This is a genomic window from Streptomyces koelreuteriae (assembly GCF_018604545.1).
In the GTDB taxonomy this organism is placed as follows: domain Bacteria; phylum Actinomycetota; class Actinomycetes; order Streptomycetales; family Streptomycetaceae; genus Streptomyces; species Streptomyces koelreuteriae.
Genome location: NZ_CP075896.1, coordinates 7,530,735 through 7,556,254, shown reverse-complemented (window position 1 = coordinate 7,556,254; position 25,520 = coordinate 7,530,735). Strand labels below are relative to the sequence as shown.

Genomic DNA, 25,520 nt, shown 5'->3' with positions numbered 1-25,520 from the left:
CGAGGCACACGACCATCCGATGCCACAGCCAGCAGAGGAGCAGATCATGAACACGTGGACCAGACGCGGTCTTCTGACCGCCGGAACGGCGACGGGAGTCGCCGCGCTCATCGGCGCCGGATCGCCGACTCGGGGACCGGAACCGCTCGACATCGTCACCGGCGAGGACGGGTTCAGAGCGCCGACGACCGCGGCCGCCGGCGCGGTGACCTTCCGGGTACGCACCACCAGTACCCGTACCGGCATCGTCGGCATCGCCCGACTCCGCCGCGGCGTCGGCGAGGCCGCCTTCCGCAGACACCTGCGCGACGTCTTCGAGAAGAAGAACGCGCAGGACGTCATTCAGGCGTCCAAGGATCTGATGGCCGACGCCGAGCTGTTCGGCGGCGCCATGGCGGTCCCCGGTTCACAGTCGTCCTTCACCGCGTGGCTGCCGCCCGGGCGGTACCTCGTCCTGGAGTACAAGGACTTCGAGGGGCCCCGCGTCGGACGCGATCCCCTCCCCGGCACGGAGTACGTCAGCCCGCTCCTCGTCCACGCGGCGGACGTCGCCGGAGCCGGGCGTCCGCGTCCCTCCGCCACCGTCATCGCCGTCGACACGAAGATGGGCCCGCGCTTCGTCCTGGAGGGACGCATACGCCGGGACCGGCCCGTGCGCTACGTGAACGCGATGCGGGGACAGGTCGACGAGCTCGCGGTGTACCCCCTCACCGACGACTCCGTCACCGAGGCCGACATCCAGAGGTTCTTCCAGGAACCGTGGAGCGCCGCGCCGTTCGACCTCGCCGCGCAACTGGGCACGCCCCCGCTCTCCCCGGGCCGGAGCGCGGTCCTCGGGATGCCCCTCGAGCCGGGCCGTTACGCCCTGACCAGCTGGGTCGCCGGTATGCAGGACGCACAACATCTGTCCGCTCACGGCCAGGTGCTCATCGTCACCGTTCCCTGATCCGCGCTCCGCGTCCGGCCGGGCCGGCTCGTCGGTCATGTACCGGCGTGGGTCTCAGACGTTGGACCCGCCGGGCGCGGTGCCGGTGCTCTCCCGCACGACCAGGTGGGTGGCCAGCTCCATCCGCAGCGTCGGACCGGGGAGCACCGCGTCCGCGCCCTGCAGCACGATGCGCGCCGCGAGGGCCGCCATCTCGCGCAACGGCTGGCTCACCGTGGTCAGCGGCGGGGAAGCCCAGGCGGCGTTCGGAACGTCGTCGAACCCGACGATGCTCACATCGGTCGCGACCCGGAGCCCGGCCTGTCTGATCGCCTCGTATGCGCCCAGGGCCATCAGATCGCTGCAGGCGAAGACCGCGGTGGGCGGGTCGGGGAGGGCGAGCAGGTCACGCATGCCGGAGAACCCGGTGGTGTAGTAGAAGTCGCCGGGCCGCTGCAGGGCCGGGTCGACCTCGATGCCCGCTCCCTCGAGTGCCGCGCGATACCCGTCCAGGCGCGCTCGCGCGCACAGCGCGTCCTCCAGGCCTCGCAGGATGCCGATCCTGCGGTGCCCCAGATCGAGCAGATGCCGGGTCGCGACCAAGCCGCCCTGCCAGTTCGTCGCGCCGACCGTCGGCACCCCGGCGTCGGGGCTGCCGACCGGGTCGACCACGGCCATCGGGATACCGAGGGCATCGACCTGCTCGCGCTGGGGCGGGGTGAGATCGGTGACCGCCAGGACGATCCCGTCGGAGCCGCGCGTGGACACATTGTCCAGCCAGCGCCCGGTGTCGGTGGTGGTTCCGTGGGCCGCGGTCACGACCACCTCGGCACCGTGCTCGGCCGCCGCGCTCTGCACTCCTTGCATCACCTCGCCCGCCCACAGGCTGTCCACCTCCCGGATGACCAGGTCGATCCAGCCGGCCGTCCTCTTCGGGCGGGCGCGGCGGCGCAGGTAGTTGTGCCGCCGCAGCAGTTCCTCGACACGGGCCCGAGTCTCCGGCGCCACCTGTTCGTGGCCGTTGAGGACCTTGGAGACCGTAGGTGCCGAGACCCCGGCTTCCCGGGCGATCTCGGCGATGGTGACACGCGCAGCGGGATCAGCAGCGCCGGTCCGGACCGTCGCTCCGCTGCTGCTCCGTCCGCCGGGCATGCATGACCTCGTCTCTGTATCGGCTTGCTGCGGCAAGCATACGCAGCGCCGCCGATAGTTTCGGCAAGCCCTTGCTATGCCGATCCGCCCTCCCTGGGCGCGCACTTGCCGCCACCTTCCCTTGACGACGCCCCGCACGTGCCCCTAACTTGCCCGACGTGCACAAGGAAAGTTGCCGAATGTTTCGGCCGTACGGGGGATGTGCCTCGATGAATCCAGGCGGTGCTCTGCGAGTCACCACGACCGTCGCCTCAGCTCTGGCGCTGGCTGTCGCCACCACAAGCTGCGACAGCTCCGACGGCCCGGCATCCGGAAGGGTCACCATCCGGATCTCCACCTTCTCCAACATGGGCTTCAACACGTCAGGGCTGTTCGAGGAGTACGAGAGACTCCATCCCGGCATCACCATCGAGGAGGACAACGCCGCCGACGAGGCCACCTACTGGCAGGCTCTGCAGCCCAAACTGAGCAGCGGTCAGGGCCTGGGCGACATCGTCAGCGTCGAGGTGGGCCGCATTCGCACCATCGCCGGGAGCAAGGCCGGCATGTTCGCCGATCTCTCACAGGCCCCGGGAGTGCGCGCCGACTCCTTCTACCCGTGGAAGTGGGACCAGGCCGAGGCCGAGGACGGCCGGGTGCTCGGCCTGGGGACCGACATCGGCCCCATGGCCGTGTGTTACCGCAAGGACCTGTTCCGGCAGGCCGGGTTGCCGACACAGCGCGATGCCGTCGGCGACCTGTGGGCAGCCGGCTGGGAGAGGTACGTGGACGTCGGCGAGAGGTTCCAGAAGCAGACCGAGGACAAGAGCCTGCGCTTCATGGACACCGGCAACGGCCTCTACAACGCCATGATCTTCGGACAGACCACGTCCTACTACGACTCCTCCGGCAAGCTGGTCCACGACAGCAACCCCGGTGTCCGGAGGGCCTACGACCTGGCCGCCCGGGCCAACGCCTCGGGGATGACCGCCAGGCTGCAGCAGTTCCAGACCAACTGGCGCAAGTCGTTCTCGGCTGCGAAGTTCGCCACCGTGGTCTGCCCCTCCTGGATGCTCGGCCAGATCTCCCAGGCCGCCGGTCCCGGGGGCGAGGGCCAGTGGGACATCGCCAGAGCGCCTGCCCCCGCCAACTGGGGCGGTTCCTTCCTGACCGTTCCCGAGAACAGCGAGGTCCGGGGCGAGGCCGAGAAGCTCGCCGCCTGGCTGACCGATCCGGCCCAGCAGGCCAAGACCTTCGCCGACGCCTCCGCGGGCAACTTCCCGTCCTCCCGCACCGCCGCCGCCGGCCCCTCGGTCGCCGGCACCCGGAGCCGGTACTTCAGCGACGCTCCCGTGGGACGCATCTTCGGGGCGGCGGCGAAGGACATGCCGACGCTGAACATCGGTCCGGATCAGGGCCTGATCACCAACGCCATCTCCAGCGGTCTGACCCGGGTCGAGCAACAGGGAATGAACCCGGACGAGTCCTGGCGGCAGTCCCTGGGCGAGGTCGAGTCGGCCATCGGGAAGGACTGAGCGATCCGCAATGGCATCCCCCCTCGCGCCCACCTCCTCCGCACGGCGCGGCCGGCGCTACCGCTGGGGCCTCAAGATCACCCCGTACACGTATGTGGCGCCGTTCTTCGTGCTGTTCGGTGCGTTCGGTCTCTATCCCCTGGCGTACACCGCCTGGTTGTCCCTGCACGACGTTCAGCTCGTCGAGCTGAACGCGCTGTCCTGGACCGGACTGGGGAACTACGACGACCTGCTGACCAGCCCGCGGTTCTGGAAGGCGACGCTCAACACGATCTCCATCGGGGTCATTTCGGCGGTTCCCCAACTGCTGATGGCGCTCGGTCTGGCGCACCTGCTGAACTACCGTCTGCGCGGCGCGCTGATGTGGCGGGTGGCGTCACTGGTGCCGTACGCGACCTCGGCGGGCGCCGCCGCGCTGTTCTTCCAGTTCGCGTTCAGCCGCGACTTCGGCCTGGTGAACTGGGCACTGCACAGCCTGGGCCTGGGCCCTGTGGACTGGGAGGGCGGCACCCTCTCCTCCCAGCTGGCCGTCTCCGCCATCGTCATCTGGCGCTGGACCGGCTACAACGCGCTGCTGTTCCTGGCCGCGATCCAGGCGATCCCGCAGGAGCGCTACGAGGCGGCGGCACTGGACGGCGCCTCCCGCCGGCAGCAGCTCCTCTACGTGACGATCCCCGGCATCCGCCCCACCATCGTCTTCACGATCGTGATCTCCACCATCGGCAGCATCCAGCTGTTCGGCGAACCGCTGATCTTCGGGGGTGGGTCGCAGGCGGTGCAGGGCGGTGCCGACGGCCAGTACCAGACACTGGGCCTGCTCCTGTACCAGACGGGGTGGGCGAACGGGAACGCCGGGCGGGCATCGGCGCTGGCCTGGCTGATGTTTTTGCTGATCATCCTGATCGCGCTGACCCAGGCGGTTGTCGCGCGACGCGCACGGAGGCGATGACGCCATGACCGCCCCGACGGAGACGACCCTCTCCCGCCGGCCCTCGCGGGTGCGCGGCCCCGATGCCCGCGGTGTCCGCCCTCGCCGCTCCGCGTCACCGTTCCGGCCCGGTGCCGGCCGGCAGGCGCACGGCGGGCCGGTCGCCTATCTGCTGCTCGGTCTGATGGCCGTGATCTCGCTGTTCCCCCTGTACTGGACGATCGTCGCCGCCTCGACCTCCAGCCAGGCCGTCAACCGAGCAGCCCCTCCGCTGCTCCCTGGCGGCAGGCTGATCAGCAACCTGGGCGCTGCCTGGCGGGACGCGGATCTGGGCAAGGCCGTCCTCAACTCCTTCGTGGTGTCCGGGTCGGTGGCCGCGTCCACCGCGCTGTTCGCCACCCTCGCCGGATACGCCTTCGCCAAGCTTCGTTTCCGGTTGCGCACCGCCCTGCTGCTGGTCGTCATCGCCACCGCCGCGGTGCCGCCCCAGCTCAGTGTGATTCCCCTGTTCCAGATCATGACCTCACTGGGCTGGTACGGCCGTCTGCCGGCGGTGATCGCCCCGACTCTGGTCAGCGCGGTCGGTGTGTTCTTCATGCGCCAGTACCTCGCCGAGGCACTGCCCGACGAACTCATCGAGGCGGCCCGGGTGGACGGCGCGGGCTCCCATCGGATCTTTTGGCACGTGGTCCTGCCCGCGGCTCGGCCCGGGATGCTGGTGCTGTTCCTGATCACGTTCGTGCAGTCCTGGAACGACTTCTTCTGGCCGTTCGTCGTCCTCACCTCGGAGAACCCGACCGTGCAGGTGGCGATGGTCAAGCTGGCCCAGGGCTATGTCCCCGACCAATCGGTGATCATGGCTGGAGCGCTCCTCGGGACCCTGCCGCTGCTGCTCCTCTTCCTGGTGTTCGGCCGACGCATCGTCGGCAATCTGACGCTGGGCGCCCTGAAGGGCTGACCGTGCCTCGCGGTTCGGTGAACCCGACCCGCGCGTGAGTGCCCGCTGACTGTGCATTCCAATGGATCCGACCCCGACGAGCAGGTGGGTTTGTGCTCTGGAATTCCGGCTCGCAACCGCAGGAGTTGTCCGATGCCGAACTGCTGCAGAGGGTGAGCGATGGAGCCCCCGACGCCTTCGGTGTGCTGCAACGCCGCCACGAACGCGCGGCGTGGGCCTATGCCTCCACCTGCTTGAAGTCACCCGGTGACGCACAAGCGGTGACCGCGTACGCCCTGACCGGATTGCGCCTGAGGATCGGGCGGGCCGAGACGGGTGAGAGCTGCGTCCGCGTCAGCATTCTCAACAGCATCCGCGGCGTGGCCATCCAATGGGCGGCTCTGAATCCGACCATGCTGACTCCGTCGTTCGGCCGATGGGTCGGTGGCGGAGCGGTGTGGTCACTGACGGAGGACGCCGAACTGCGTTCCGCCTTCGAGGAGTTGCCCGGCACCGATCAGTGTTTGCTGTGGCACTCGATCGTCGAGGGTGACAGTCCGGCCACCGTGGGCGGCATCGTGGGAATCCCGGCCGGCGGCGTGAGCGAGTATGTCGCGCAAGCGGTGCACTCCCTTCGCCGTGGCTGTGCCGAGAGGTACGCGTCGCGCCTGGACCGGGAGGATTGTCTGGGCTTCGTGAACGCGGTCGTATTCGGTTCGGCCGAGTCCTGGGCCGATGCGGCTGACACGACGCATCTGCGGGAGTGTCCGGAATGCCGCGAGGTCTTCTGGGAGCTGCGCAACCTGAGCGTCCGGCTCCCCGCCCGGCTTCCGCAACGACTGCTGGGGTGGTGGCCGGCCGATGCCTACCGCTCCGCCAAGTACGAGGTCGCCGGCGCCACCGCCCCGGTCTCGGCAGCCGCTCGACGTACCCGCGGCGCGTTCCCGCGCGTCGCCCGAAGCGGACGACGACGTCGCGCTCGGCCGCCCGGGTACTGGTACGTGGCCGCCCTGGGCTTCCTGCTCGTGCTCGTGGCGTTCGGCCTGTACGCGCTGGCCGCGAAGCGCCCATGAGGAACCTTCGAACTCACCGAGACAAGGGGGCGTCTTGACGTCATACCCGCCCTGTGACGACCCGTCATGCTCCGGGGAATCCATTGCCGGACAACACGTGTGCTCACGGTCCGTCCCGCCGGTCTTCCTGCCGAACACCGCTGCCCCATTGGACCCGGCGTCGGTGTCGGCCTTCGATCACCAGGAGCCGTCACCGGCCGTCCCGGCGAGCGACAACCAAGAGGTCAGCGAGCACCATCACGCGTTCCGCCGCGCGGCGGTGTTGGTCGCGGTGTTCGTCGGAGCGGCCTCTCTTCTCGCACTCCTCGTGTCTTCTCCCGAGAGGTCACCTACGACCAGCCTCGCCCCTGCGTCGAGAATGCCGCCGTCGCGACTGCCGACTCCCCAGCCTCCACCGCTCGTCACCGGTTCGCCTTCGGAATCGCACACACCGGTACGCAGAAAGGCGTCGCCCACTCCGTCCGCTTCCGAGTCGCGTGCCGAGCCCACCCGCCGGCCAGATCCGTCACCGACCGCTCGAGCAACCAATCAGCCGCTCGCCCATGCGTACGTCGGAACACGCTCGAGCCTCTGTCTCGATGTCCCCGATGCTTCGCGGGCCGAGGGCACGCAACTCACTATCTGGCCCTGCCACGGAGGAATCAATCAGCAGTTCACGCACACGGTCGACGGCGAACTGCGCGTCTACGGCGACCACTGCGTGACCGCGAGCGGGGGCGCCGTCCGAAGCGCCCCGGTCGTCGTCGCGCCCTGCACCTCCGACGCCCGGCAGCGCTGGCAACTGGCGGGCGACGGCACGATCCGGCAGGCGGGCATGTGTGTCGACGTGACCAACGGCTACAACGATCCCGGCACGCCCATCCAGATCTGGGACTGCGTGGTGTCGAGCAATCAGCAATGGTCACGTGTGCCACCCGCCGAGTGACACGAAGGTCCCCCCGCCCGACGATGTCCCGGACCGACGTCAGACCAAGTACGTCTCCCCGTCCCTGCCGATGGCGACCATCGACCGATGCTCCCGGCTGTACCGGATCTCCCACACCTGACGGGGATCGCCGGAGTCACACCGCGCCTGTGCGACGGGGGCCGCGCCGGCCTCCGAGACCCGCAGACACAGGCCCGTTCCCGAGTTGTGCAGCAGCAGCCGAGCGCCTCGGACGTGGTCCTCCACCCACGTCTGGTTCGTGCTGTCGTCGCAGTCGGCCGTGCGCACCCCGTTCGTCGACCCCGGCACCGGTTCCAGACAGTCGCCGCTCGCCGCGGACCGGAGCACGGAGGTCGGGCCGTACGGGATGTCCGGCCTGGTGGCGTCGCTCGGGGGCGAGGACGGCGTGGTGGTCGCCGACGCCGAAGGGCTCGGGGGCGGTGGTGTGATCGTCGACTCGTAGGGCTGCAGCGCGAAGTAACACGCCGTCACCACGGCCACTCCCGCGCCGACGGACGCGGCGCTCTTGGCGAAGGGGAGGCTGTGCCACGACGAGGCGAGCACCGTGGGGTCGGAGACCGCTGCCCCGGACGCGCTCAGCGCGACGGCCGACGCCTTCGCCGTGCCCGCGGCGGAAGCCAGCTCGGCGCCCACCCCGAACAGAATGGCGCCGGGCAGCACGACCCGCAGACGGGCATTGAGGTCGGTGAGGTCCACGAAGGCCTGTCGGCAGTGGGCGCAGTCGCCGAGATGACGCTTGAGGTCCCTGCCCGGCCGCCGCCGACGTCGTACGGCCGCTGCCAGCAGACCGCTGTACCGGCCGCAGAGGCTGTCCTCGTCCTGGTCGCCCGCATGGGCGTGGACGCTGAGATACGCCTCGCGCAACCCCTCCCGCGCCCGCTCGGCGAGCGACGTCACTCCGCTCTCACTGATCCCGAGGCGCTCGGCGACCTTCGCAGTCGGCTCCTTCTGCACCGTCGTGTACCACAGGACCGTCTGCCAGCGCTCCGGCAACTGCTGGAAGCTGCGGACGACGAGGGCACCCTCCTCGCGGCTGAGCACCATCTCCTCGCCGGTGAGGGCCTCGTCCACCTCGTCCTGAAGTTCGTCGCTGGGCAGTGCCCGGCCGTTCATGACCGCCCAGTCGATGACGATGCGTCTCACCGCGGTGAGGAGGTAGGGGCGCCACGGGCCACGCGGTCCACCACCGCGACGGACCGCTTCGATCGTCCTGGCGAAGGCCTCGGATGCCGCGTCGTCCGCCGTATGAGCGTCCCGGCAGCGGGAGACGGCGTACGCGCGCACCGCGGTGTGATGACGCCGGTACAGCTCGGCGAGCTCTTCTTCCGCGGCCTCACCGCCGCGCAGCGGTGCCGCCAGTTCGTCGTCCGTGCGGTCGACGTGGCTGCCTTGTTGCGTCGTAGACATCCAAACACCTGACTTCCGAGCAGGGAGGAGGCCCATCCCGGCGCGAAGCCGGCCCCTTCGGCCGACCCCGTGCATGTGCTGCCGTCACTGCCGTCACCAGGAAGAACGTGTGCGAGGCAACCGTGTCTCGCGACATTGCCCACGCTTTACCTTGACTCGTGCCGTCTGCGGGTGAACAGCCGAGCGGGCCGCTCCGCGAGTCGGTCGCGCGATGGATCAGTCCAGGTCCCGGCGCAGCCGACGGGCCATGCCTCTCGGATCGGAGTTGCGGAGTGCCAGATACCGCATCTGCCGATAGGCCGTGTCGTCCCACCACCCCAGGAGCAGGGCCGGCAGGTGCAGCCGGACGCCGATGTCCAGATGCGTGAGATCCGCCTCGGCCCGTGAGCACGAGGGGCAGTACTCCGCATGCCCTGTCGCGGCGATGTCGCGAGACGTCGTGTACACCGCGAGGTGCTGTACGAACGAGGTGCACGCGGGGCGACCGCTGACCGCTCGCCGATAGGCGGTCAGATAGAGGTCGCTCAGCATGTGCTGGGCGCGCTGCCGCGCCAGGGCCAGCCTGCCCGGCGACAGGCCCAGCATGTCGGAGATGAGCGCGGGATGGTCGTCCTCGACGGCGAGATGCCACAGAGCCGTCTGCCAGCGAGCCGGCAGACAGCGGTACGCCTCGTACAGCGGCGCGGGTCCTTGCGGGGGCCAAGGGCCGACGGACTCGACGATCCACTCCCGGAAGCCGTCGGTCACCGCGCAGGACTCGGGATGCGAACGCCATGCCCCGGCCGCCACCGACCGTGCCGTGTCCAGCAGATGGATGCGCGGGACGGCGTGCGACGGGTGATGCCCCGATGCTCGGACCACATGACGGAACGTGTGTTCAGTGGCCCAGTCCACCATGGCCGGATCCGTCAAGCAGGTGTTGAGGTAGCCGCAGACCGCGGCTTGATGCCGTCCTACGAGCACGCTGAGCGCTTCGCCGCCGCCCCGGTGCGCGCGGTCGACGAGCAGGGAGCCGCCTGCCGCCGCCCGACGCCGCGACAGGTGCGTCCATGGCAGTTGCCCGAGCAGCTCCCGCATGCGACTGCCTGTCTCCCGGGCTGCCAGCGCCTGTTGGGCCGGGTCCGGCCCGAACGACGCACGGGGTGGTTCGAGCGAGGGAGTGGCGAGAGTGCCGGGGGCGGTCCGCTTCGACGTGGCGATGAGGCCCTTGCGGTGCGAGGGGAGCCGTTTGGGAACATCCGCGCTGTTCATCGATGCCGGGCCTTTCCGTCGGGGGCGCGTGGTCCTCTGCTTGGTCGCGGTGGTCGTCAGGACAGACGGATCCGTCCACGCACAGTCCTGCCACTTGACTGTTCCTTTACCTTCCACCACCCCAGGTAAAGCATCGGCAAAGTGCCGGGACGGGTGGCGGGCGCGCCGGTCTGAACTGATGGCAGGACCGGACAGTGAGGAGACTTCCAGGCCTTGCCCGGATTCCCCATGCGATTTCCGCGGGCTCGGACAGCACGCGCCGCTCTACCTAATGCCCGAATTAGTGGGGGCCGACCCCTCCATTCCTTTTCCCCTTTACATGCCTGGAGGTGCGCTCGACATTCGCCTCAGTGCATTCGACGCCCGACCCCCACCCCTGAGCTGCGCTGCGACGTCACGCTGCGGAGCGCTGCAGCGCTGCCCAAATTCGGAATGCGGTGCATTTATGAACGGCGTGCGGTGCAGATTCAAGATTCTTTTCCGGGTTCGGCGGCCGGGGCTCGAACGGGGAAGCATGCAGGTCACCCCGGCAATACTCGGTGCAGGAATCCGAGACCGGGTTGCGGCCTCAGCGGGAGAATTCACGGGATCGGGTTGCGGAATCGTTATCCGGCGCGATAGCAATTCCCAGCAATCAATTGCTCCGGCGTTCGAAGCCGGAACTCCTTCGGCGAGCCCCCCCGTTCTGTGCCGCCGAAGTCCGACTGGAGGTCACACCATGTCCCATCAGCGACGAGCCAACCATCGCCGCATCAACAAGAAGACCGGAACCATCGCGGTCTCGAGTGCGGTGGCCCTCGCCGCGGCAGCGGTCCTCCTGCCCCAGGCCAACGCCGGCACCGACACCGACGACCCTCGTGAGCTGAGTCTGCGAGCCGCGACCGAGCTCGGCCAGACCCTGTCGTCCGACCTCGGTGATAAGGCGGCCGGCTGGTACTACGACGACCGTTCCGATCGCCTGGTCATGAACGTGCTGGGTGAGGACGAGGCCGACCAGGCCTCTTCCGAGGGGGCCGAGGCCCGGGTCGTGAAGTACAGCACCGAGGAACTCGAGTCCGCGGCGGAGAAGTTGGGCGCGTCGCCCGTGGGGGGCACCGCCTGGTCCGTCGACCCGCGCACCAACAAGCTGTCGGTGATCGTGGACGGCACGGTCAAGGGCGACGACTGGGCGAAGCTGTCGCGCCAGACCGAGAAGCTGGGTGACCGGGTCACCGTCAAGCGCGTCGGCGGCGAGTTCAAGCCCTTCGCCGGCGGCGGGGACGCCATCTACGCGGGCCGTGGCCTGTGCTCGCTCGGATTCAACGTCACCAAGGGCGGCAAGCCCGGGTTCCTGACGGCCGGTCACTGCACCGCGGCCGGCGGTGACGAGTGGTCCCTCGAGCAGGGTGGTCAGCCGGTCGCGAAGGTCACCGACAAGGAATGGCCCGGCAGTGACTGGGCTCTGGCCATGTACAACGACCCCGAGGCCGACGCTCCGAGCCTCGTGAACCTGGGCAGTGGGGGGAAGCAGAAGATCTCCGGTGCCGCGGCGGCGGTGGTCGGTATGGAGGTCAAGCGGATGGGCACGAAGACGGGGCTGCATGACGGCAAGGTCACGGGCCTCGACATGACGGTCAACTACCAGACGGGAGAGACGGTCGAGGGGCTCATCCGGACCGATGTCTGCGCCGAGCCGGGCGACAGCGGCGGTGCCATGTTCGCGGGTGACAAGGCGGTGGGGCTCACCTCGGGCGGGAGTGGCGACTGCGCCTCCGGTGGCGAGACGTTCTTCCAGCCGGTGCTCGAAGCCCTTGAGGCAACGGGGTCCCAGATAGGCGGCGGCGAGGCTCCGGGCACTCCCCCGAGCGACGACTGCGGCGGCGGAAAGCCCTCTGAGCCGGCCGAGCCGTCCCAGCCGGCCGAGCCGTCCCAGCCGGGAGAGCCGGGTCAGCCGGGAGAGCCGGGCCAGCCGGAGGAACCGGGTCAGCCGGGAGAGCCGGAAGAGCCCGGTCAGCCCGGTCAGCCCGGACAGCCCGGACAGCCGAGCGAGCCGGGTCAGCCCGGACAGCCGGGCGAACCGGGCGAGGGCGGTCAGCCGTCGGACCAGCCCGCGGCGTGACCGCGGTTTCGGGCCGTCGACCGCCCACACCTGACTCCCGGCTAGTCGGCGCCTGAGATCTCGCCTTCTCGGAGCGGGTGTGTCTGTGCCTCGTTCCGCACAGACACACCCGCTCCGAGGGCCACCGGCCCTCGACCGTCCGGGCCTTCCGCAGCACCGCGGCCGATCCCGGACGCCGTTTCTCCTCCCCCACCGCATCCCTCCTTGGAGGCACTGAGTGAAAAGACGTGTCGTCATCACGGCCCTGTCGATCACCGCCGTCGGCCTGACGGTGGCTCAGGGCATCGGAGCAACACCACCCGACTCACCCTCACCGAGCAAGGACGGCTACATCGTCGTCCTGAAGGAACAGGACAAGCGCCCGGCGCTCTTCGCTTCGGGGAAGCCGCGTGTCGACATCACCGCGACGTACGGCGCCGCGCTCGACGGCTTCTCGGCGCAGTTGAGCCGCGACGAGGTGAGTGAGCTGAGCGGGGACCCGGCTGTCGCCTATGTCGAGCGTGACGGCGAGGGACGTATCAACGGCCAGCAGACGCCCAAGGGGGTCAGCCGGATCCGTGCCCTGGAGAACAAGGCCCTGAAGACGGGTGACGGCAAGGACGAACGCGTCGACGCGGACATAGCCGTCCTCGACACCGGAGTCGCCGACCACCCCGACCTGAACGTCGTCAAGCGCGTCAACTGCAGCAAGGTCGACAAGTGTGTCGAGGACGAGGGCATGGACGACGACGGACATGGTTCCAACGTCGCGGGCATCGCCGCCGAGATCGACAACGACCAGGGGTTCACGGGTGTGGCGCCCGGTGCGCGGATCCACTCCCTCAAGATCCTGGACGAAGAGGGCAGGGGCAGCACCTCGGAGATCGTGGGCGCCCTCGACTGGGTCACCGCCCACGCCGACACCATCGACGTGGTCAACATCAGCGCCGGATACACGGGCGAGACCCGCGCGATCGCCGACGCCGTCAACCGTGCGATAGCCAAGGGGATCGTGGTCGTGGTCTCCGCCGGCAACGACGGCAAGGACGCCAAGTCGGCGTCTCCGGCCAACATCCCCGACGCCATCACCGTCTCCAACCTCGCCGACGGCGACGGAAAGGCCGGCGGTCAGGGCGACTTCGCCTGGTGCAACAAGGACAACAAGAACAAGGACGACACGCTCTCCGGCGACAGTAACTTCGGCCCGAGCATCGACATCGCCGCTCCCGGCGAGTGCATACAGGCGACGGGCAACAAGAACGACTACTCCAACTGGAGCGGTACGTCGCAGGCGGCGCCGCACGTGGCCGGCGCCGCGGCGCTGATCGTCAGCGGCTCCGAGAAGCCGAAGGACCGCGAGGGCGTGATGGCCGTGCGCGACAAGCTGCTGAAGGCGGGTCAGGACAACTGGACGGACACGTCGAAGGACGGAACGAAGGAGCCGCTGCTCGACGTGCACGACGCCGGGGTCTTCAAGCCGGCCTTCGCCGACGCCCAGGACCCGGAGCAGCCCGGGAAGCCGACCGAGCCGGGAGAGCCGACCCGCCCCGGAGAGCCGACCGAGCCGGGGGAACCCACCAAGTCCGGGGAACCCACCGAGCCCGGGAAGCCCACCGCGTCCGGGGAGCCGTCCGAGCCGGGAACCCCCGAAGCCCCGTCCGCGCCGGGCACCGGTCGCATAGAGGTCTCCTGCGACTCCTCCGGTACGTCCTGTGACCTGGACGCCGGCGCCCTCGGCAGCGCGGACGGCACCTACACCTGGGACTTCGGCGACGGCACGACCGGCACCGGAGCGAAGGTCACCCACGCCTTCCCGAAGGGCCTCGGAACATACGCGCCGACGGTGACCTACACCGATCGCGACGGCAAGACCGTCAAGGCCACGGCGACCGTCTCGTGCGCCGACTTCTACAACCAGATGTGCCACGGCTTCTGAGCGCCGAGCCGACCTGGTCCGGCCGCCGCTCCCCTCGGCGGCCGGACCAGGTCATCAGGAGCCATGGACCCCTGCCTGAACCTGAACAGCGAGGACGACGGGCGATGTACCTTCATGCCGGTTCCGAAAGATCCTGGCGGCGGCTGCGTGCCCACCGCCGAGTCCCGGCGAGAGCCGTGCACTCCCACGAGGAGCGTCACCACACGTTCGTGGACGCCCTCAAGTCGATGGAGCGGCTCTTCCGTCAAGCGGAGGAGCAGCCCCCGGCCGCTCGGCCCCTTCCCCTTCTCCACGGTCTGTGCCAGGCCGCTCGCGCCATCGCCAGTTGCGCGCCCGGAGTCGCCGACGACGGCTGGCGGCTCACGTCGAACGGCATACGCTCCACCGCTCCCCTGCCCGGCGACCTCGCGGACATCGCGCTGGTCACGGAGCCACCCGGATCCGCGGGTGGCTTCGCCCGGGTGAGCGAGATCCTCGGCTCACCGGTCTGGGGAGACACGCCCCTGCGCCTGGAGGACGCCTGGGACGCCCTGCCCGTCAACCTCGACCATCCGTTGACGGACAGGCGCCGGCGTACTCCCTTGTACGTCCACGGGGATGTGGGAGACGGATCACCGCACGCGATCCTGACCGTGGTCGTGTGCGACATCCCGGACCACGTGATCCGGGCGGGAACCAGCGAAGCACTGGACGAGCATCTGGGGTTCTTTCCTCCCGCGGCCACCTGCCACGGCTACGGCTGTCACGTCCGGGACGGAGCCCTGGTCCCGGCGCTCTCTCCCTTCCCGCACGGCCGCGGAGGGATTCGCATGAACTGGGTCATGCCGCAGGGCGAAACCGGCCGGTCCGCCCGCCTCGACCGGCTGCGCTCGATGACCACCGAATACGCGGGAAACCGGTACTTCATGCCGGTGATCCCATCTCTGCGGGCGGAGTTGCATCCGCTGATGGCCTGGTGGGCCGTGCTCTGCGGACTGGGCTCGCTCATGCATGACCGGCCGGACGACTGGCGCGCACACCTCGGTACCGAGGGCGCTGTCAGGCCGACCGAATCCGTGAGCCATCTGCTCCGCGAAGCTCCGAGAGAGCTCCCGCACCTCATCGCGGAAGCCCTGGAACAGGCGGCCGCCACGACTTCGTCGCACGACCAGGACCGGAGCAGTCGGCCCAAGTCGGGGCCGCACCACCCTGCCATGTGAACTCCGGCTCGCCGGCCTGCGCGTCCGCAGCAGCTCACCGCGCCGCTCTCCTTCCTGTGAGGTCCCTGAACACAGGTCCCGGGCACCCCGTATGTAGCGAAAGAACGGAAAAGAATCGCACGACGGGAGAAATCATGAAGCACGCATCGCGCATGAATTCGATGCCCGGGATCCGAGTGGCCGCCCTCTCGGCGGCCCTTGTCGTGGGCTGCGGCGGGATTGTCATGGCCGGTGTCTCCGCCTCCGCGGGAGAAAGCGGACAGAGGTCCGGCGAAAAAGCCGCGGCAGCGTTTCCTCCCGGCATCGAGGACATCGACCAGGCGTCGGCACGTGTCATCGAGTGCCCGGACGTGGAAAGTGAGATCCCGCAGTTCTCCGCGGAGCACACGGGGGAAGTGCAGCAGGCTCTGATCCTTCTGGATGCCCAAGTCATCGCCGCGGACAAGCGCTTCTCCGACGACAGAGAGCGACTCGAAAGCGATCCCGCCCTGGCGCGGGAGCAGATCCTGACTCCCCTGGAGAACGAACGACGCTCGACCATCCGCAGAATCGTTTCTCTGACTCAGCCGGGCGACGGCGGCACGGCAGGGCAGTTGGAGGAGCTGGCCGTGTGCACGCTGCGCACCGCCCCGGACGGCACCACCACACAAGAGCCCGAGACCGACGCCCCGGGCACGGGAATCACCGACACCGACGTCGTCCCGCCAGGGGCCGGCGGGAGCAGGCCCGGAGTCGGCAACGGAAATGGGAACGGCAACGGGAACGGCAATGGCGACGGCCGGAACAACGGAAACGGGAACGGCCAGGGCAACGGGAATGGCAGGGGCCAGAACAACGGAAACAACAACGGCAATGTCAACGGCACGGGAGACGGCCAGGACAGCGGCAATGCCAATGGCAACGAGAACGGCGCCGGAGACGGCCAGGACAACGGAAACAACAACGGGAACGACAACGGCGGCGACAGCGAGCGACTGAGTTCCGACCGTCGCGGCGACTCTGTCGGCTGAGCGTCTGGTCCAGGAGGGGGGCAAGGAAACGTTGTGCGCCGACTTCATCAGAACGTCGGCGCCTGCGTGACTCACGTCATGCGCCTCACCCCGTCATGGCAAGGGACACACAGCCGCACGCCCTTGCCCACTGACCGGAGCACCCCCTCTTGGAGAAACACGTGAATCGAGAAGCCGAGCGGTGACGGGCCGGCACGCGCAACGACGTCAGCCTCGGGTGCACTGGCTGTTCCTGGGGACGCTGTACGCCGCGATCGCCGCGGCACTGCTCTTCCAGGGCTGGACAGCCCACGAGGTCGACGCCGCCGAGGCCCGCCGGCCCTGTGTCACGCCCGCTCCGCGAGTGCTGCACGAGGCAGGGCCGGTGCTGCGTCTGAGAGGGGGTTCGGTCAAGTCCGCGTCGATGCCCGCTCGTACAGTGGCGCTCACCTTCGACGGCGGACCGGATCCGGTATGGACCCCCCGCATCCTCCGTCTGCTGCGCGAACAGGGTGCGCGTGCGACCTTCTTCCTCCTCGGCTCCGAGGCCGGCCGCCATCCGGAGCTCGCGCGGCGCATCCTCACCGAAGGCCATGAGATCGGACTGCACACCTACTCCGGTGCCGTCCTCGGTTCCGCGTCGCCGAGTCGCGCCGGTATCGAACTGGCGCTCAACCAGAAGGCACTGGCCGGCACCGCGGGCGTCACCACCACGCTGCTGCGGATGCCCGGAACCACGTCGGTGGACACACTGTGCGGCGCCGAGTGGCAGGCGGCCCTGCGCGCGGGCGGGGACGGATATCTGCTGGTCACCGCCGACCGGCGGTCCGTCGAACCGTCGAAGGGCGTGGTTCGGCAGTTCGATCAGTCCGAAGCCGCCTACCGACAGGTCAAAGTGCTGCTCCAGGGCCGTGATGCCGACCGGTTCACCACCGTGACGGCGGGACTGGGGATCCGCTCCGCCAACACGCCGGCCCCGCCGGCCCAGCGGGTGCAGGGCATGGCCTTGACGTGGATGGACACCGCCAGCCACGCGGTCGCGAACGGGGCGCTGTGGGTGCTCGCGATCGTGGGCGGACTCGGCACGCTCCGCCAGCTCCTCCTCGTCGTCTTCGCCCGCGTCCACGTCCGGCGTCTGGGCCGTTTCCGCCCCGGCTCGCCGTGGTTGCGGGGAGTCGACGAGCCGGTGACGGTCCTCGTTCCCGCGTACAACGAACAGGTGGGCATCGCGTCCACCGTCCGTTCGCTGCTCGCCTCCACCCACTCCCTGCTTCAGATCATCGTCATCGACGACGGGTCGACGGACCGGACCGTGGAGATCGTGCGGAACATCCCTGACCCCCGTGTCACGGTGGTCCGTCAACGCAACGCGGGCAAGGCCGCCGCGCTCAACAACGGACTCGCCCGCGCGAGTCACGGCATCGTGGTGATGGCCGACGCCGACACCCTCTTCGAACCCGAAGCCATTCACCGGCTCATCCAGCCGCTGGCCCACCCGGCCATCGGCGCGGTCAGCGGGAACATCAAGGTCGGCAACCGGCGCGGACTGCTCGGCCGGTGGCAGCACCTGGAATACGCCTGCGGGTGCAATCTCGACTTACGCATGCTCGAGGTACTGGAGTGCATGCCGACGGTGCCCGGCGCGATCGGCGCCTTCCGTCGCGAGGCGCTGATGGGCGTGGGCGGGGTCAGCGAGGACACCCTCGCGGAGGACACCGACCTGGCCATGACGCTGTGGCGAGCGGGCTGGCGGGTGGTGTACGAGGATTCCGCGATCGCCTGGACCGAGGTCCCGACCACCCTTCGTCAGCTGTGGCGGCAGCGCTACCGCTGGTGCTACGGCACGCTCCAGGCGATGCGCAAGCATCGTCGCGCCATGCTCGAAGTGGGGGTTGCCGGGCGCTTCGCCCGGCGCGCCCTGACGTATCTCACCGTCTTCCAGGTCGGGCTGCCCCTGTTCGCACCGCTCGTCGACATCTTCGGCCTGTACGGGGCGCTCTTCCTCGACTCGGCCTGGGCCGGCGCTCTGTGGGCCGGCTTCCTCGGTCTGCAGATCGCGTGCGCCGGCTACGCGCTGCGGCTCGGCGGTGAGCGGATGAGCGCACTGTGGGCGCTGCCGCTCCAGATCCTCGCCTACCGGCAGCTCATGTATCTGGTGGTCATCCAGTCGCTGGCGACCGCCGTGTTCGGCACCGGTCTGACATGGCAGCGCATCAGGCGGACCGGGACCGCCGTCGAGCAATTGGGCGGAGACCTCACGAACCAGGCCCTGCGACGGGACGAGGACGGGGCAGCCGGGAACCGCGGCTCCCGCCGTCTTGGGCCAGGTCATGGGCAGTTGGCCCCTGGACAGACGGTTCCGGGTGTCGTCCCGGCGCGGAGGGGGCCCCATGCGTGAGCGGTACGGCGACCGGCCGCACGCCGGCTCGTCCCGGGCGCCGCGGCACCGTGGCAGCGGACGAACAGCCGCCCCACCCCGGCGCCGAAGGGCGCTGCGCCGAGTACTGCTCCTCGTGCTCTCGGCGCTGCTGCTCACACCCCCGGGTGTCTGTCTGTGGGCCGATATCAGGCTCAACCGTGAGGTGGATCTGGGCGGAATCTCCGACCGGCCACCGCGAGGGACGGGCACGAACTACCTCATCGTGGGCTCCGACAGCCGCGAAGGCCTGTCCTCTCGAGCCAGGCGGGAACTGCACACCGGAACGGCCGAGGGCCGCCGTACGGATTCGATGATCCTGCTGCACACCGGCGCGCACGGCACCACCATGGTCAGCCTGCCGCGTGACTCCTGGGTCGTCCTCCCGCCGTACACCGAGCCCGAGACGGGGAAGCGCCACGGTCCGGCACCGGACAAGCTGAACGCCGCCTTCTCCATCGGCGGTCCCGAGCTGCTGGTGCGGACGGTGGAACGCAACACCGGCCTGCGTATCGACCACTACGCCGAGATCGGCTTCCGCGGCTTCGTCGACCTCGTGGATGACGTGGGGGGCGTACGGCTGTGCCTGGACCGCGACATCAGGGACGAGAAGTCCGGCGCGAACCTGCGCAAGGGCTGCCACAACCGCCATGGCGCCCAGGCCCTGGCCTTCGTCCGCCAGCGGCATCAGGAACGGCAGGGTGATCTGGGCCGTACGAGGAACCAGCAGCGTTTCCTCGCAGCGCTCGCCGACAAGGTCTCCCAGAGGGACGTCCTGCTCGATCCGTCCAGAATCTACCCGGCGACCCGAGACGCGCTGGAGACGCTGGTGGTGGACGAGGACATGGAGCTGTGGGATCTGGTGAGGCTGCTGCGCGCCATGAAGAGCGTCTCGGCGCCCGGCTCCGGGGCGCGGGTCAACGTCCCGGTCGCCGCTGTGGGCGTGCGAACCACCAAGGGCAGCGCCATCAGTTGGGACCGGGAGAAAGCACGGGACCTCTTCACCGCGCTGAGGAACGACCGGCCGCCGGGCAGAAGGTAAAGACCAGGGAAAGAGGCGGGATGCCTCCCTGGGTGGCCCGTCAGTTCAGGTACCGCGAGGCGCTCAAGAAGCAGCTGGAAGCGAAGCAGCTTCCCCTGCACTCGACCACCCACCTGAGGAGACCCACGCATGCCGTCCCACAAAGCGTTCCCCCGCAGAACCGTGCTGGCCGGAGCAGCTGCGACCGGTGCGGGAGCGGCTCTTTGGCCGACGCTCGGTCAGTCCGACGCCATGGGCGCGTCGAAGGCCGAGGCGGGCGCGTACACGATCCGCTTCGACAAGTCCCCCCGGCAGACCATCTGGGGACTGGGCTTCGAGATCCAGTCGGACTCCATCGGATCCGGCAACAACGGCATGGACGACAAGGTGATCAGCGGCGTCCCGTACGACCTGACGGAGGGCGAACGCGACCGGTTCTACCGGCAGATGCTCATGGGCGGCGGCGACCGGGGCTTCCGGTACTGCCGGCTGGCCCTGGGGCTGTACCACCGGGGTCTGGACCCCACGAAGAAGCACCTCGTCGACCGCTACAAGGGCCAGACGGATCTGCTGGCCGACATGATCAAGCGGACAGGGATCGAGGGCGTGTCCGCCGAGTACTGGTCACCGGCCCCCGGCTGGAAGAGCAACAAGTCCTACATCGGCGGGAAGCTCGCCTCGTTCTCCCCCGAGGCCCTGGATGCCCTCGGCGACGCCATGGTGGGAGACCTGGACTACCTCGCCGCCCGGGGCGTGCCGATCTCCATGTGGGGCCTGCAGAACGAGCCCCGCGAGTCGACCAGGTACTCGTCCTGCAAGTACACCCCCGACGAGTATGTGAAGGCCTTCAAGGCCGTCGCGCCCAAGATCAAGAAGAAGTATCCGAAGACGCTCGTCATCGCGGACAGTCAGGACGGCTGGAAGGGAAAGATCGGCGCGGCGATCAAGGCGGACCCCGACGCCGTCCGTCACGTGGACGCGTGGACCTTCCATCGTGTGGGGACGCCGAGCACCGAGCAGATAGAGGTCGACTTCACCTCCGGCCGCGTGGGCAAGCCCGTGTTCAACAACGAGTTCGAGTACCTCCATTACGGCAGCGTGACGCCCCAGCACACCATCCGTACGGCCCAGTCGATCATGAACTGGATGACGTTCCAGAACGCGCCCTCCTGGTTCTGGCTGCACGCCCTCAAGCCCACGTCCAACGCGGAGGCGACCGGCTACGCGCTGGGCTACTGGCGTTCGCCGCACGGCAAGCACCTCGACCGGTTCCCGGACGTGAAGCCACGTCACTGGACCTTCAACCCGCTGAACTGGAACGCGGTGGCGGGATTCCTTCGGTACATGCCGTGGGACTCCGTCCGCTACCACGTCGACGAGCCGAAGAACGCCGACGGCAAGCCGGACCCGCTGCACCGCATCATGGCCTGGCAGACGCCCAAGGGCGATCCGGTCTTCGTCGTCACCAACGCGTCCAAGAAGGACCCGTTCACCTATACCGTCGACACCCGGAGCCGGGGCACCTTCGCGGGCCACCGGTACGGTCCGCGCGCGGAGACGAACAACGTGAGCGTCGATGGCCAGAAGGGACCGAAGCTCACCCTCACCGTTCCTCCGCTGTCCATCGAATTCTGGACTCCGGGCTCATGAGCCCGGCAAGACGGTCCGACGGCAACGCAGCTGTCTCGCCGCGGCGTTGAGGACCGTTCCATGCCCCGTCGGTGTCCGTTTCGGCCACGCCGGCGGGGCTCTTCCGTTCGAGGAACTGATCGCCGGCGGCCGCGGTCACGTGTCCCGGATCCGTCGAGCCACGGGACGAGGGTCTCCGTCGCGGAGGGCCAGCGCCTTCATCTGCCGGTAGCGTCCGTCGTTCCACCAGCCGAGCAGCATGCCCGGCAGTTGTCGTCGGAGCCCGGCGTCGATATCGCTGAGGTTCCGCTCCACGCGGGCGCAGGGGCGGCAGTTCGGGGGGTGTTCGGTCATGGTCGTGCCCGGTGCTCGGCTGGCCAGGACCACCTGCTCCCGCGCGTAGGAGAGGCACGCCGGGCGGTCGATGACCGCTCGTTCGTAGGCGGCCAGGTAGAAGTCCCGAAGAGAATGCCGGGCCTTGTGCCCCAGTGACCTGACCCGCGCGGACGAGACGCCCAGCACGTCGCCGATCAGAGCGGGATCGTCCTCTTCCACGGCGATGTGCCACAGGGCCACCTGCCAGCGGACGGGGAGACACCGGTAGGCGTCGTACAGCGCCGCGGGAGTCGCGAGGGGCCACGCGCCGCCCGCCGCGATCCACTCCAGGAACTCCGGGGTGGCCGCACCGGCTCCGGGATCGGCGTTCCAGGTCTGGACGGCCACCGTACGCGCCGTGGCGAGGAGCCGGATCCGGTTGATCGCCAGCGCGTCCTCTCGCTCGGCCGCCTCGAGGACGCGTCGGAAGGTCTCCTCCGTGGCCCGCTCCACTGTCGCGTGGTCCATGAGGCAGGTGCTCAAGTAGCCGCATACCGCGGCCTGGTGACGTCCGACGAGGACGCTGAGCGCCTCACCGCTGCCCCGGCAGACCCGATCCACGACGAGTGTGTCGCCGACCGCGGCCCAGCGCTGCCGCAGTGCCATCAGCTTCAGGCACTCGAGTGCTGCCCGAACGCGTTCCCCTGTGGCGGTGACCCCCGGATGACGTGTCGAGCCGGCGCTGCCGGACCCGGGGCCGCCACCCGCCTGTACATCGCCTCGGCGTGTGCCGACGGCCGGTCGGTCCTGTTCGGACGGCACGGACCGGCGGCGGGTGGAACGGCGGGTGCGAGCCTGTGCTCGGGTCATGAGCTGGTGTCCTTATTGATCGTGAGCCTGGCCCGGATCATGTGAGGTAGGTCCATCCGCCACCGCTGACGGCCAGGGAACTGTGCTTCAGGCTGAACCGCACTCGCCACACCTGACGGTCGTCGCTCTGGTCACAGGCCACCTGGGTCGCCCGCGCCGCGCCGGGTCCGGGGGCGCGCAGGCAGAGGCCGGTCGCCGAGTTGCGCAAGAGCACTTGGGAGCCCAGGAACTGAAGCTGCGCCCACGTCTGGCCCGCGCTGCCGTCGCAGTCGCCGCCCCGCACCGCGGAGCCCGCGTGGGGCGCGGTCGGCTCAAGACAGCGCCCATCGGGGACGGAGCGCAGTGTCGTACGAAGACCTTCCAGGAGTACTCGCTCGGCCGTTTCCGTCGACGGCGCGACCGGACGGGAGCGGGAAGGCGTCGGTTTCTCCGTCGGAAGGCCCGGCGGGGTCTCGGGGGCGGGCGTTGCTGACGGTGACAGTGAAGGTGAAGGTGACAAGGCTGACGCCGACTGAGGCGGTCGCGGCGCCGGCAGCGGCGTCTCGGTCGGAGCGAGCATGAAGTAGCCACCGATACCGAGAGCGGCCGAAGTGCCCACGGTGACCACCCCCTTGACGAGGGCGGTCGTGGAGCCGCCTGCCCAGGCCGGGCCGGGCCCCCCGGCCGCCGCCCCTTTGGCGATCAGGACTCTCACGCTCTCGTCGAACAGAATCGCTCCCGGCAGCACGGCCCTCAGCCGGGAGTTGAGGTCGGTCAGGTCGTGCAGGGCCTGGCGGCAGTGGCCGCAGTCGGCCAGATGACGCTTCAGGTCTCTGCCCGGCCGTCTCGCCTTGCGCCGCACGACGGAAGCGAGGAGTCGGCCGTAACGCCCGCAGTCCTCCACGCCGTTGTCGTGCACATGGACGCTGAGGTAGGCCTCACGCAGACCCTCACGGGCCCTTTCGGCCAGGGAGGCGACTCCGCTCGCGCTGATGCCGAGGCGGCCCGCGACCGTGGCGGCGGGCTCGCCCTTCACGGCCGTGTACCACAGCACGGCCTGCCAGCGCTCGGGCAGCCGTCGGAAGCTCTGCACGACCAGATGGTTCTCCTCCTGGTCCAGCGTCAGCTCCTCTCCCCCGGGCGCTTCGTCGACCCGGTCCTGCACCTGACTGCTCGGCTGGGTGCGGTTCCTGTCGGCGGCCCAGTCCACGGCTATGTGACGGACCGCGGTCAGCAGGTAGGGCCGCCACGGCCCACGAGGGCCGCCGCCCTTTCGGATCGCGTCGATCGTTCGCGTGAACGCCTCGGAGGTGAGGTCGTCAGCCGTGTAGCGGTCTCGGCAGAAGGACACGGCATAGGAGCGGACGGCCCCGCGGTGACGCTCGTACAGCGCCGCGAGCTGCTCGTCGCCGGACTCGCCGCGGCGCAGGGGCGCGGCCAGTTCCTCATCCGTCCAGTTCACGATGGAGCGTTTCTGTGCTGTGGACATCGGCATCTGGCTTCCCCTTGGAGGGCCCTGAACGGACCCGTGGACGAGAACGACGGGGACCGCGGACGGTCTCGTCTTTCGTTCGTGACTGCCGAAGTGGACGCCGTGGTCACGCCTCGGGCTCTCCGCCCTTTGCGACCTTGAGCCCCTTGGGTACGGGCGGCAGCAGGCGTTCCTCGGACGTGGTCGTGGGGATTCGCCGTGGGTCGGCGTAGGACTGCGGGCTCGAGGCCTTGAAGCGGAGGGCAGGCCCGCGCTTGCTCAGATTGCGGCCCGCCGGAGGCGGGCCGGCCAGGGCGGGAAGGGTGTACGTGGTGGCCTTGCGCAGCGCTTGGGCCATGAAGGAGGCGGCGAGCTGGGCAGCCTGGTCGCGTGCCTCGGCCGGCCTGGCGACCTGGGCGGCCGAGCAGTCGCCGACACCGCCCTTCTCCTTCACCGAGGAGAGGTTGGTGTTGAGCATGGCGTGGCCGGTGGCGGGCAGCCGGACGTCGGCAACGACGTCGGTGGTGCCGGACTTGGCCAGCGCCTTGATCGTGTCCAGTCCGGCGTTCGGGCCCGTGTCCTCGTCGCAGGCGCCGCGGAGGTTGAGTACGGGCACCGTGTGGGGGGCCTTGTCGACCTCTTCGGCGGGCTCGACGGCGACGGTGGCGAACAGGCCGGGCCGCTTGCCCGCTGTGCTGTTCAGGACGTAGCCACCGGCGCGACTGTGCCCGACGAGCCCCACCCGGGAGGTGTCGATGCGCCCCTCGGCGCCTTCGAGGTTCAGACCGTGGCCGGTCCCCTCGTTCAGGTCGGCCAGCAGCTTCAGATGTGTGTCGATCAGCTGGGTGTAGCCCTTGGCCGGTGAGGGCTCGCCCGTGTACCAGGCCTCCGCGCTCTTCACGTCGATCGAGACGGCGGCGAAGCCCTTGCGGCTCAGGGCCTCCACGAAGTACGAGAGGCCGGCGTTGTGACGCACGTAGTCGGGACCGTACTTCCCCGGGTCGTACTCGGCCCCCGGCCGGCCGCACACCAGGGGCCAAGGGGCACGGACCGCGTCGCGGGCCACCGCGTCCGTCTTCCCGGGCCAGGCACAGGTGGGGTGCGAGCCGTGCAGGACGACGACGACCGGATGGGGCCCCGGCCCCTTGGGGATTCCGAGGATGCCGTGCAGCTGGGTGGGGTTGCCCTTGGAGGTGTTCTTGATCATGCCTGGCGGCAGCTCGTAGGCGGACAAGGTGGCCGGGGCGGTGTCCCTGGCGGGCAGGGTGGTGCTTCCGGACGCCTCGAAGCCGTTGACGGTGCACGAGAGGGCGAGAGGGACGGCCGCGAGAAGCATCACGGAGCAACGGGTCATCGGCATCACGTTGTTGTCACCTGCGCGACGGGTGAGTGCGAAGGGAGTTCGTGGCGGCATCGAGGCCACCTCCTGGTGGAACGGGGCGGGAATGTGGGCAGGGCGGGGCCAGGCGAGGAGTGGGGCAGAAG

19 protein-coding genes are annotated in these 25,520 nt (G+C 69.4%); 13 read left to right on the top strand and 6 right to left on the bottom strand.

Annotated features, from left to right (window positions below):
* Nucleotides 1-46: 46 nt before the first annotated feature.
* Entirely contained in the window at nt 47-946 is a 900-nt protein-coding gene (locus KJK29_RS34090; protein ID WP_215123022.1) for a twin-arginine translocation signal domain-containing protein, read from the top strand.
* A 54-nt stretch (nt 947-1,000) separates the two neighbouring features.
* Here KJK29_RS34090 and KJK29_RS34085 read toward each other — a convergent pair whose 3' ends face one another.
* Nucleotides 1,001-2,077 carry a LacI family DNA-binding transcriptional regulator gene (locus KJK29_RS34085; RefSeq protein WP_215123021.1) on the bottom strand — a complete coding sequence of 359 codons (1,077 nt, stop codon included), beginning with the start codon at nt 2,075-2,077 and terminating at the stop codon, nt 1,001-1,003.
* Between the two features lie 209 nt (nt 2,078-2,286).
* Here KJK29_RS34085 and KJK29_RS34080 point away from each other — a divergent pair, with 209 nt between their 5' ends.
* The 5 genes from KJK29_RS34080 to KJK29_RS34060 all read left to right on the top strand — a co-directional run bounded on the left by KJK29_RS34080 (nt 2,287) and on the right by KJK29_RS34060 (nt 7,454).
* A complete protein-coding gene (locus KJK29_RS34080) occupies nt 2,287-3,591 on the top strand; it encodes an ABC transporter substrate-binding protein (protein ID WP_215123020.1) in 1,305 nt (434 codons plus the stop codon).
* A 10-nt stretch (nt 3,592-3,601) separates the two neighbouring features.
* Entirely contained in the window at nt 3,602-4,540 is a 939-nt protein-coding gene (locus tag KJK29_RS34075) for a carbohydrate ABC transporter permease (protein WP_215123018.1), read from the top strand.
* 4 nt (nt 4,541-4,544) lie between these two features.
* Nucleotides 4,545-5,477, top strand: a complete 933-nt coding sequence (locus KJK29_RS34070; RefSeq protein ID WP_215123016.1) for a carbohydrate ABC transporter permease — start codon at nt 4,545-4,547, stop codon at nt 5,475-5,477.
* A 92-nt stretch (nt 5,478-5,569) separates the two neighbouring features.
* Nucleotides 5,570-6,529 (top strand): RNA polymerase sigma factor, encoded by a 960-nt coding sequence (locus KJK29_RS34065; protein WP_215123015.1) that lies wholly within the window; start codon nt 5,570-5,572, stop codon nt 6,527-6,529.
* A gap of 163 nt (nt 6,530-6,692) precedes the next feature.
* Entirely contained in the window at nt 6,693-7,454 is a 762-nt protein-coding gene (locus tag KJK29_RS34060) for an RICIN domain-containing protein (RefSeq protein ID WP_215123013.1), read from the top strand.
* Nucleotides 7,455-7,493: 39 nt separating this feature from the next.
* Here the strand turns inward: KJK29_RS34060 and KJK29_RS34055 are convergent, their stop codons facing one another.
* Together KJK29_RS34055 and KJK29_RS34050 are read right to left on the bottom strand one after the other, a co-directional pair.
* Nucleotides 7,494-8,882 (bottom strand): sigma-70 family RNA polymerase sigma factor, encoded by a 1,389-nt coding sequence (locus KJK29_RS34055; protein WP_215123011.1) that lies wholly within the window; start codon nt 8,880-8,882, stop codon nt 7,494-7,496.
* A gap of 216 nt (nt 8,883-9,098) precedes the next feature.
* Nucleotides 9,099-10,133 carry a hypothetical protein gene (locus KJK29_RS34050; RefSeq protein WP_215123009.1) on the bottom strand — a complete coding sequence of 345 codons (1,035 nt, stop codon included), beginning with the start codon at nt 10,131-10,133 and terminating at the stop codon, nt 9,099-9,101.
* A 718-nt stretch (nt 10,134-10,851) separates the two neighbouring features.
* Between KJK29_RS34050 and KJK29_RS34045 the strand changes: the two genes are divergently transcribed.
* The 7 genes from KJK29_RS34045 to KJK29_RS34015 all read left to right on the top strand — a co-directional run bounded on the left by KJK29_RS34045 (nt 10,852) and on the right by KJK29_RS34015 (nt 21,421).
* Nucleotides 10,852-12,231, top strand: coding sequence for a S1 family peptidase (locus KJK29_RS34045; RefSeq protein WP_215123008.1), 1,380 nt, complete (start codon nt 10,852-10,854; stop codon nt 12,229-12,231).
* 217 nt (nt 12,232-12,448) lie between these two features.
* The gene (locus KJK29_RS34040) at nt 12,449-14,146 is read left to right on the top strand and encodes a S8 family serine peptidase (protein WP_215123006.1); all 1,698 of its coding nucleotides are present in this window, start codon (nt 12,449-12,451) and stop codon (nt 14,144-14,146) included.
* A 176-nt stretch (nt 14,147-14,322) separates the two neighbouring features.
* On the top strand, nt 14,323-15,345 hold the full coding sequence (locus tag KJK29_RS34035) for a YaaC family protein (protein ID WP_215123005.1): 1,023 nt from the start codon (nt 14,323-14,325) through the stop codon (nt 15,343-15,345).
* A 134-nt stretch (nt 15,346-15,479) separates the two neighbouring features.
* Nucleotides 15,480-16,355 carry a hypothetical protein gene (locus KJK29_RS34030; protein ID WP_215123003.1) on the top strand — a complete coding sequence of 292 codons (876 nt, stop codon included), beginning with the start codon at nt 15,480-15,482 and terminating at the stop codon, nt 16,353-16,355.
* Nucleotides 16,356-16,536: 181 nt separating this feature from the next.
* Nucleotides 16,537-18,732 (top strand): bifunctional polysaccharide deacetylase/glycosyltransferase family 2 protein, encoded by a 2,196-nt coding sequence (locus KJK29_RS34025; RefSeq protein ID WP_215123002.1) that lies wholly within the window; start codon nt 16,537-16,539, stop codon nt 18,730-18,732.
* The gene (locus KJK29_RS34020) at nt 18,725-19,792 is read left to right on the top strand and encodes an LCP family protein (RefSeq protein ID WP_251058001.1); all 1,068 of its coding nucleotides are present in this window, start codon (nt 18,725-18,727) and stop codon (nt 19,790-19,792) included. The genes KJK29_RS34025 and KJK29_RS34020 overlap by 8 nt, the downstream gene beginning before the upstream one ends.
* A gap of 129 nt (nt 19,793-19,921) precedes the next feature.
* Nucleotides 19,922-21,421 carry a glycoside hydrolase gene (locus KJK29_RS34015; protein ID WP_215123000.1) on the top strand — a complete coding sequence of 500 codons (1,500 nt, stop codon included), beginning with the start codon at nt 19,922-19,924 and terminating at the stop codon, nt 21,419-21,421.
* A 135-nt stretch (nt 21,422-21,556) separates the two neighbouring features.
* Here KJK29_RS34015 and KJK29_RS34010 read toward each other — a convergent pair whose 3' ends face one another.
* The 3 genes from KJK29_RS34010 to KJK29_RS34000 all read right to left on the bottom strand — a co-directional run bounded on the left by KJK29_RS34010 (nt 21,557) and on the right by KJK29_RS34000 (nt 25,389).
* Nucleotides 21,557-22,381 carry an RNA polymerase sigma factor gene (locus KJK29_RS34010; RefSeq protein WP_215122999.1) on the bottom strand — a complete coding sequence of 275 codons (825 nt, stop codon included), beginning with the start codon at nt 22,379-22,381 and terminating at the stop codon, nt 21,557-21,559.
* A gap of 241 nt (nt 22,382-22,622) precedes the next feature.
* Complete coding sequence (locus KJK29_RS34005; RefSeq protein WP_215122998.1) at nt 22,623-24,053, bottom strand: sigma-70 family RNA polymerase sigma factor; 1,431 nt, start codon at nt 24,051-24,053, stop codon at nt 22,623-22,625.
* 109 nt (nt 24,054-24,162) lie between these two features.
* The gene (locus tag KJK29_RS34000; protein ID WP_215122997.1) at nt 24,163-25,389 is read right to left on the bottom strand and encodes a dienelactone hydrolase family protein; all 1,227 of its coding nucleotides are present in this window, start codon (nt 25,387-25,389) and stop codon (nt 24,163-24,165) included.
* Nucleotides 25,390-25,520 lie beyond the last annotated feature (131 nt).

Excerpts from the sequence above, each read along its gene's own strand:
- KJK29_RS34090 (WP_215123022.1), top strand. The coding sequence starts at position 47 with ATGAACACGTGGACCAGACGCGGTCTTCTGACCGCCGGAACGGCGACG.
- KJK29_RS34085 (WP_215123021.1), bottom strand. The coding sequence starts at position 2,077 with ATGCCCGGCGGACGGAGCAGCAGCGGAGCGACGGTCCGGACCGGCGCT.
- KJK29_RS34080 (WP_215123020.1), top strand. The coding sequence starts at position 2,287 with ATGAATCCAGGCGGTGCTCTGCGAGTCACCACGACCGTCGCCTCAGCT.
- KJK29_RS34075 (WP_215123018.1), top strand. The coding sequence starts at position 3,602 with ATGGCATCCCCCCTCGCGCCCACCTCCTCCGCACGGCGCGGCCGGCGC.
- KJK29_RS34070 (WP_215123016.1), top strand. The coding sequence starts at position 4,545 with ATGACCGCCCCGACGGAGACGACCCTCTCCCGCCGGCCCTCGCGGGTG.
- KJK29_RS34055 (WP_215123011.1), bottom strand. The coding sequence starts at position 8,882 with ATGTCTACGACGCAACAAGGCAGCCACGTCGACCGCACGGACGACGAA.
- KJK29_RS34050 (WP_215123009.1), bottom strand. The coding sequence starts at position 10,133 with ATGAACAGCGCGGATGTTCCCAAACGGCTCCCCTCGCACCGCAAGGGC.
- KJK29_RS34045 (WP_215123008.1), top strand. The coding sequence starts at position 10,852 with ATGTCCCATCAGCGACGAGCCAACCATCGCCGCATCAACAAGAAGACC.
- KJK29_RS34030 (WP_215123003.1), top strand. The coding sequence starts at position 15,480 with ATGAAGCACGCATCGCGCATGAATTCGATGCCCGGGATCCGAGTGGCC.
- KJK29_RS34020 (WP_251058001.1), top strand. The coding sequence starts at position 18,725 with ATGCGTGAGCGGTACGGCGACCGGCCGCACGCCGGCTCGTCCCGGGCG.
- KJK29_RS34015 (WP_215123000.1), top strand. The coding sequence starts at position 19,922 with ATGCCGTCCCACAAAGCGTTCCCCCGCAGAACCGTGCTGGCCGGAGCA.
- KJK29_RS34010 (WP_215122999.1), bottom strand. The coding sequence starts at position 22,381 with ATGGCACTGCGGCAGCGCTGGGCCGCGGTCGGCGACACACTCGTCGTG.
- KJK29_RS34005 (WP_215122998.1), bottom strand. The coding sequence starts at position 24,053 with ATGTCCACAGCACAGAAACGCTCCATCGTGAACTGGACGGATGAGGAA.
- KJK29_RS34000 (WP_215122997.1), bottom strand. The coding sequence starts at position 25,389 with ATGACCCGTTGCTCCGTGATGCTTCTCGCGGCCGTCCCTCTCGCCCTC.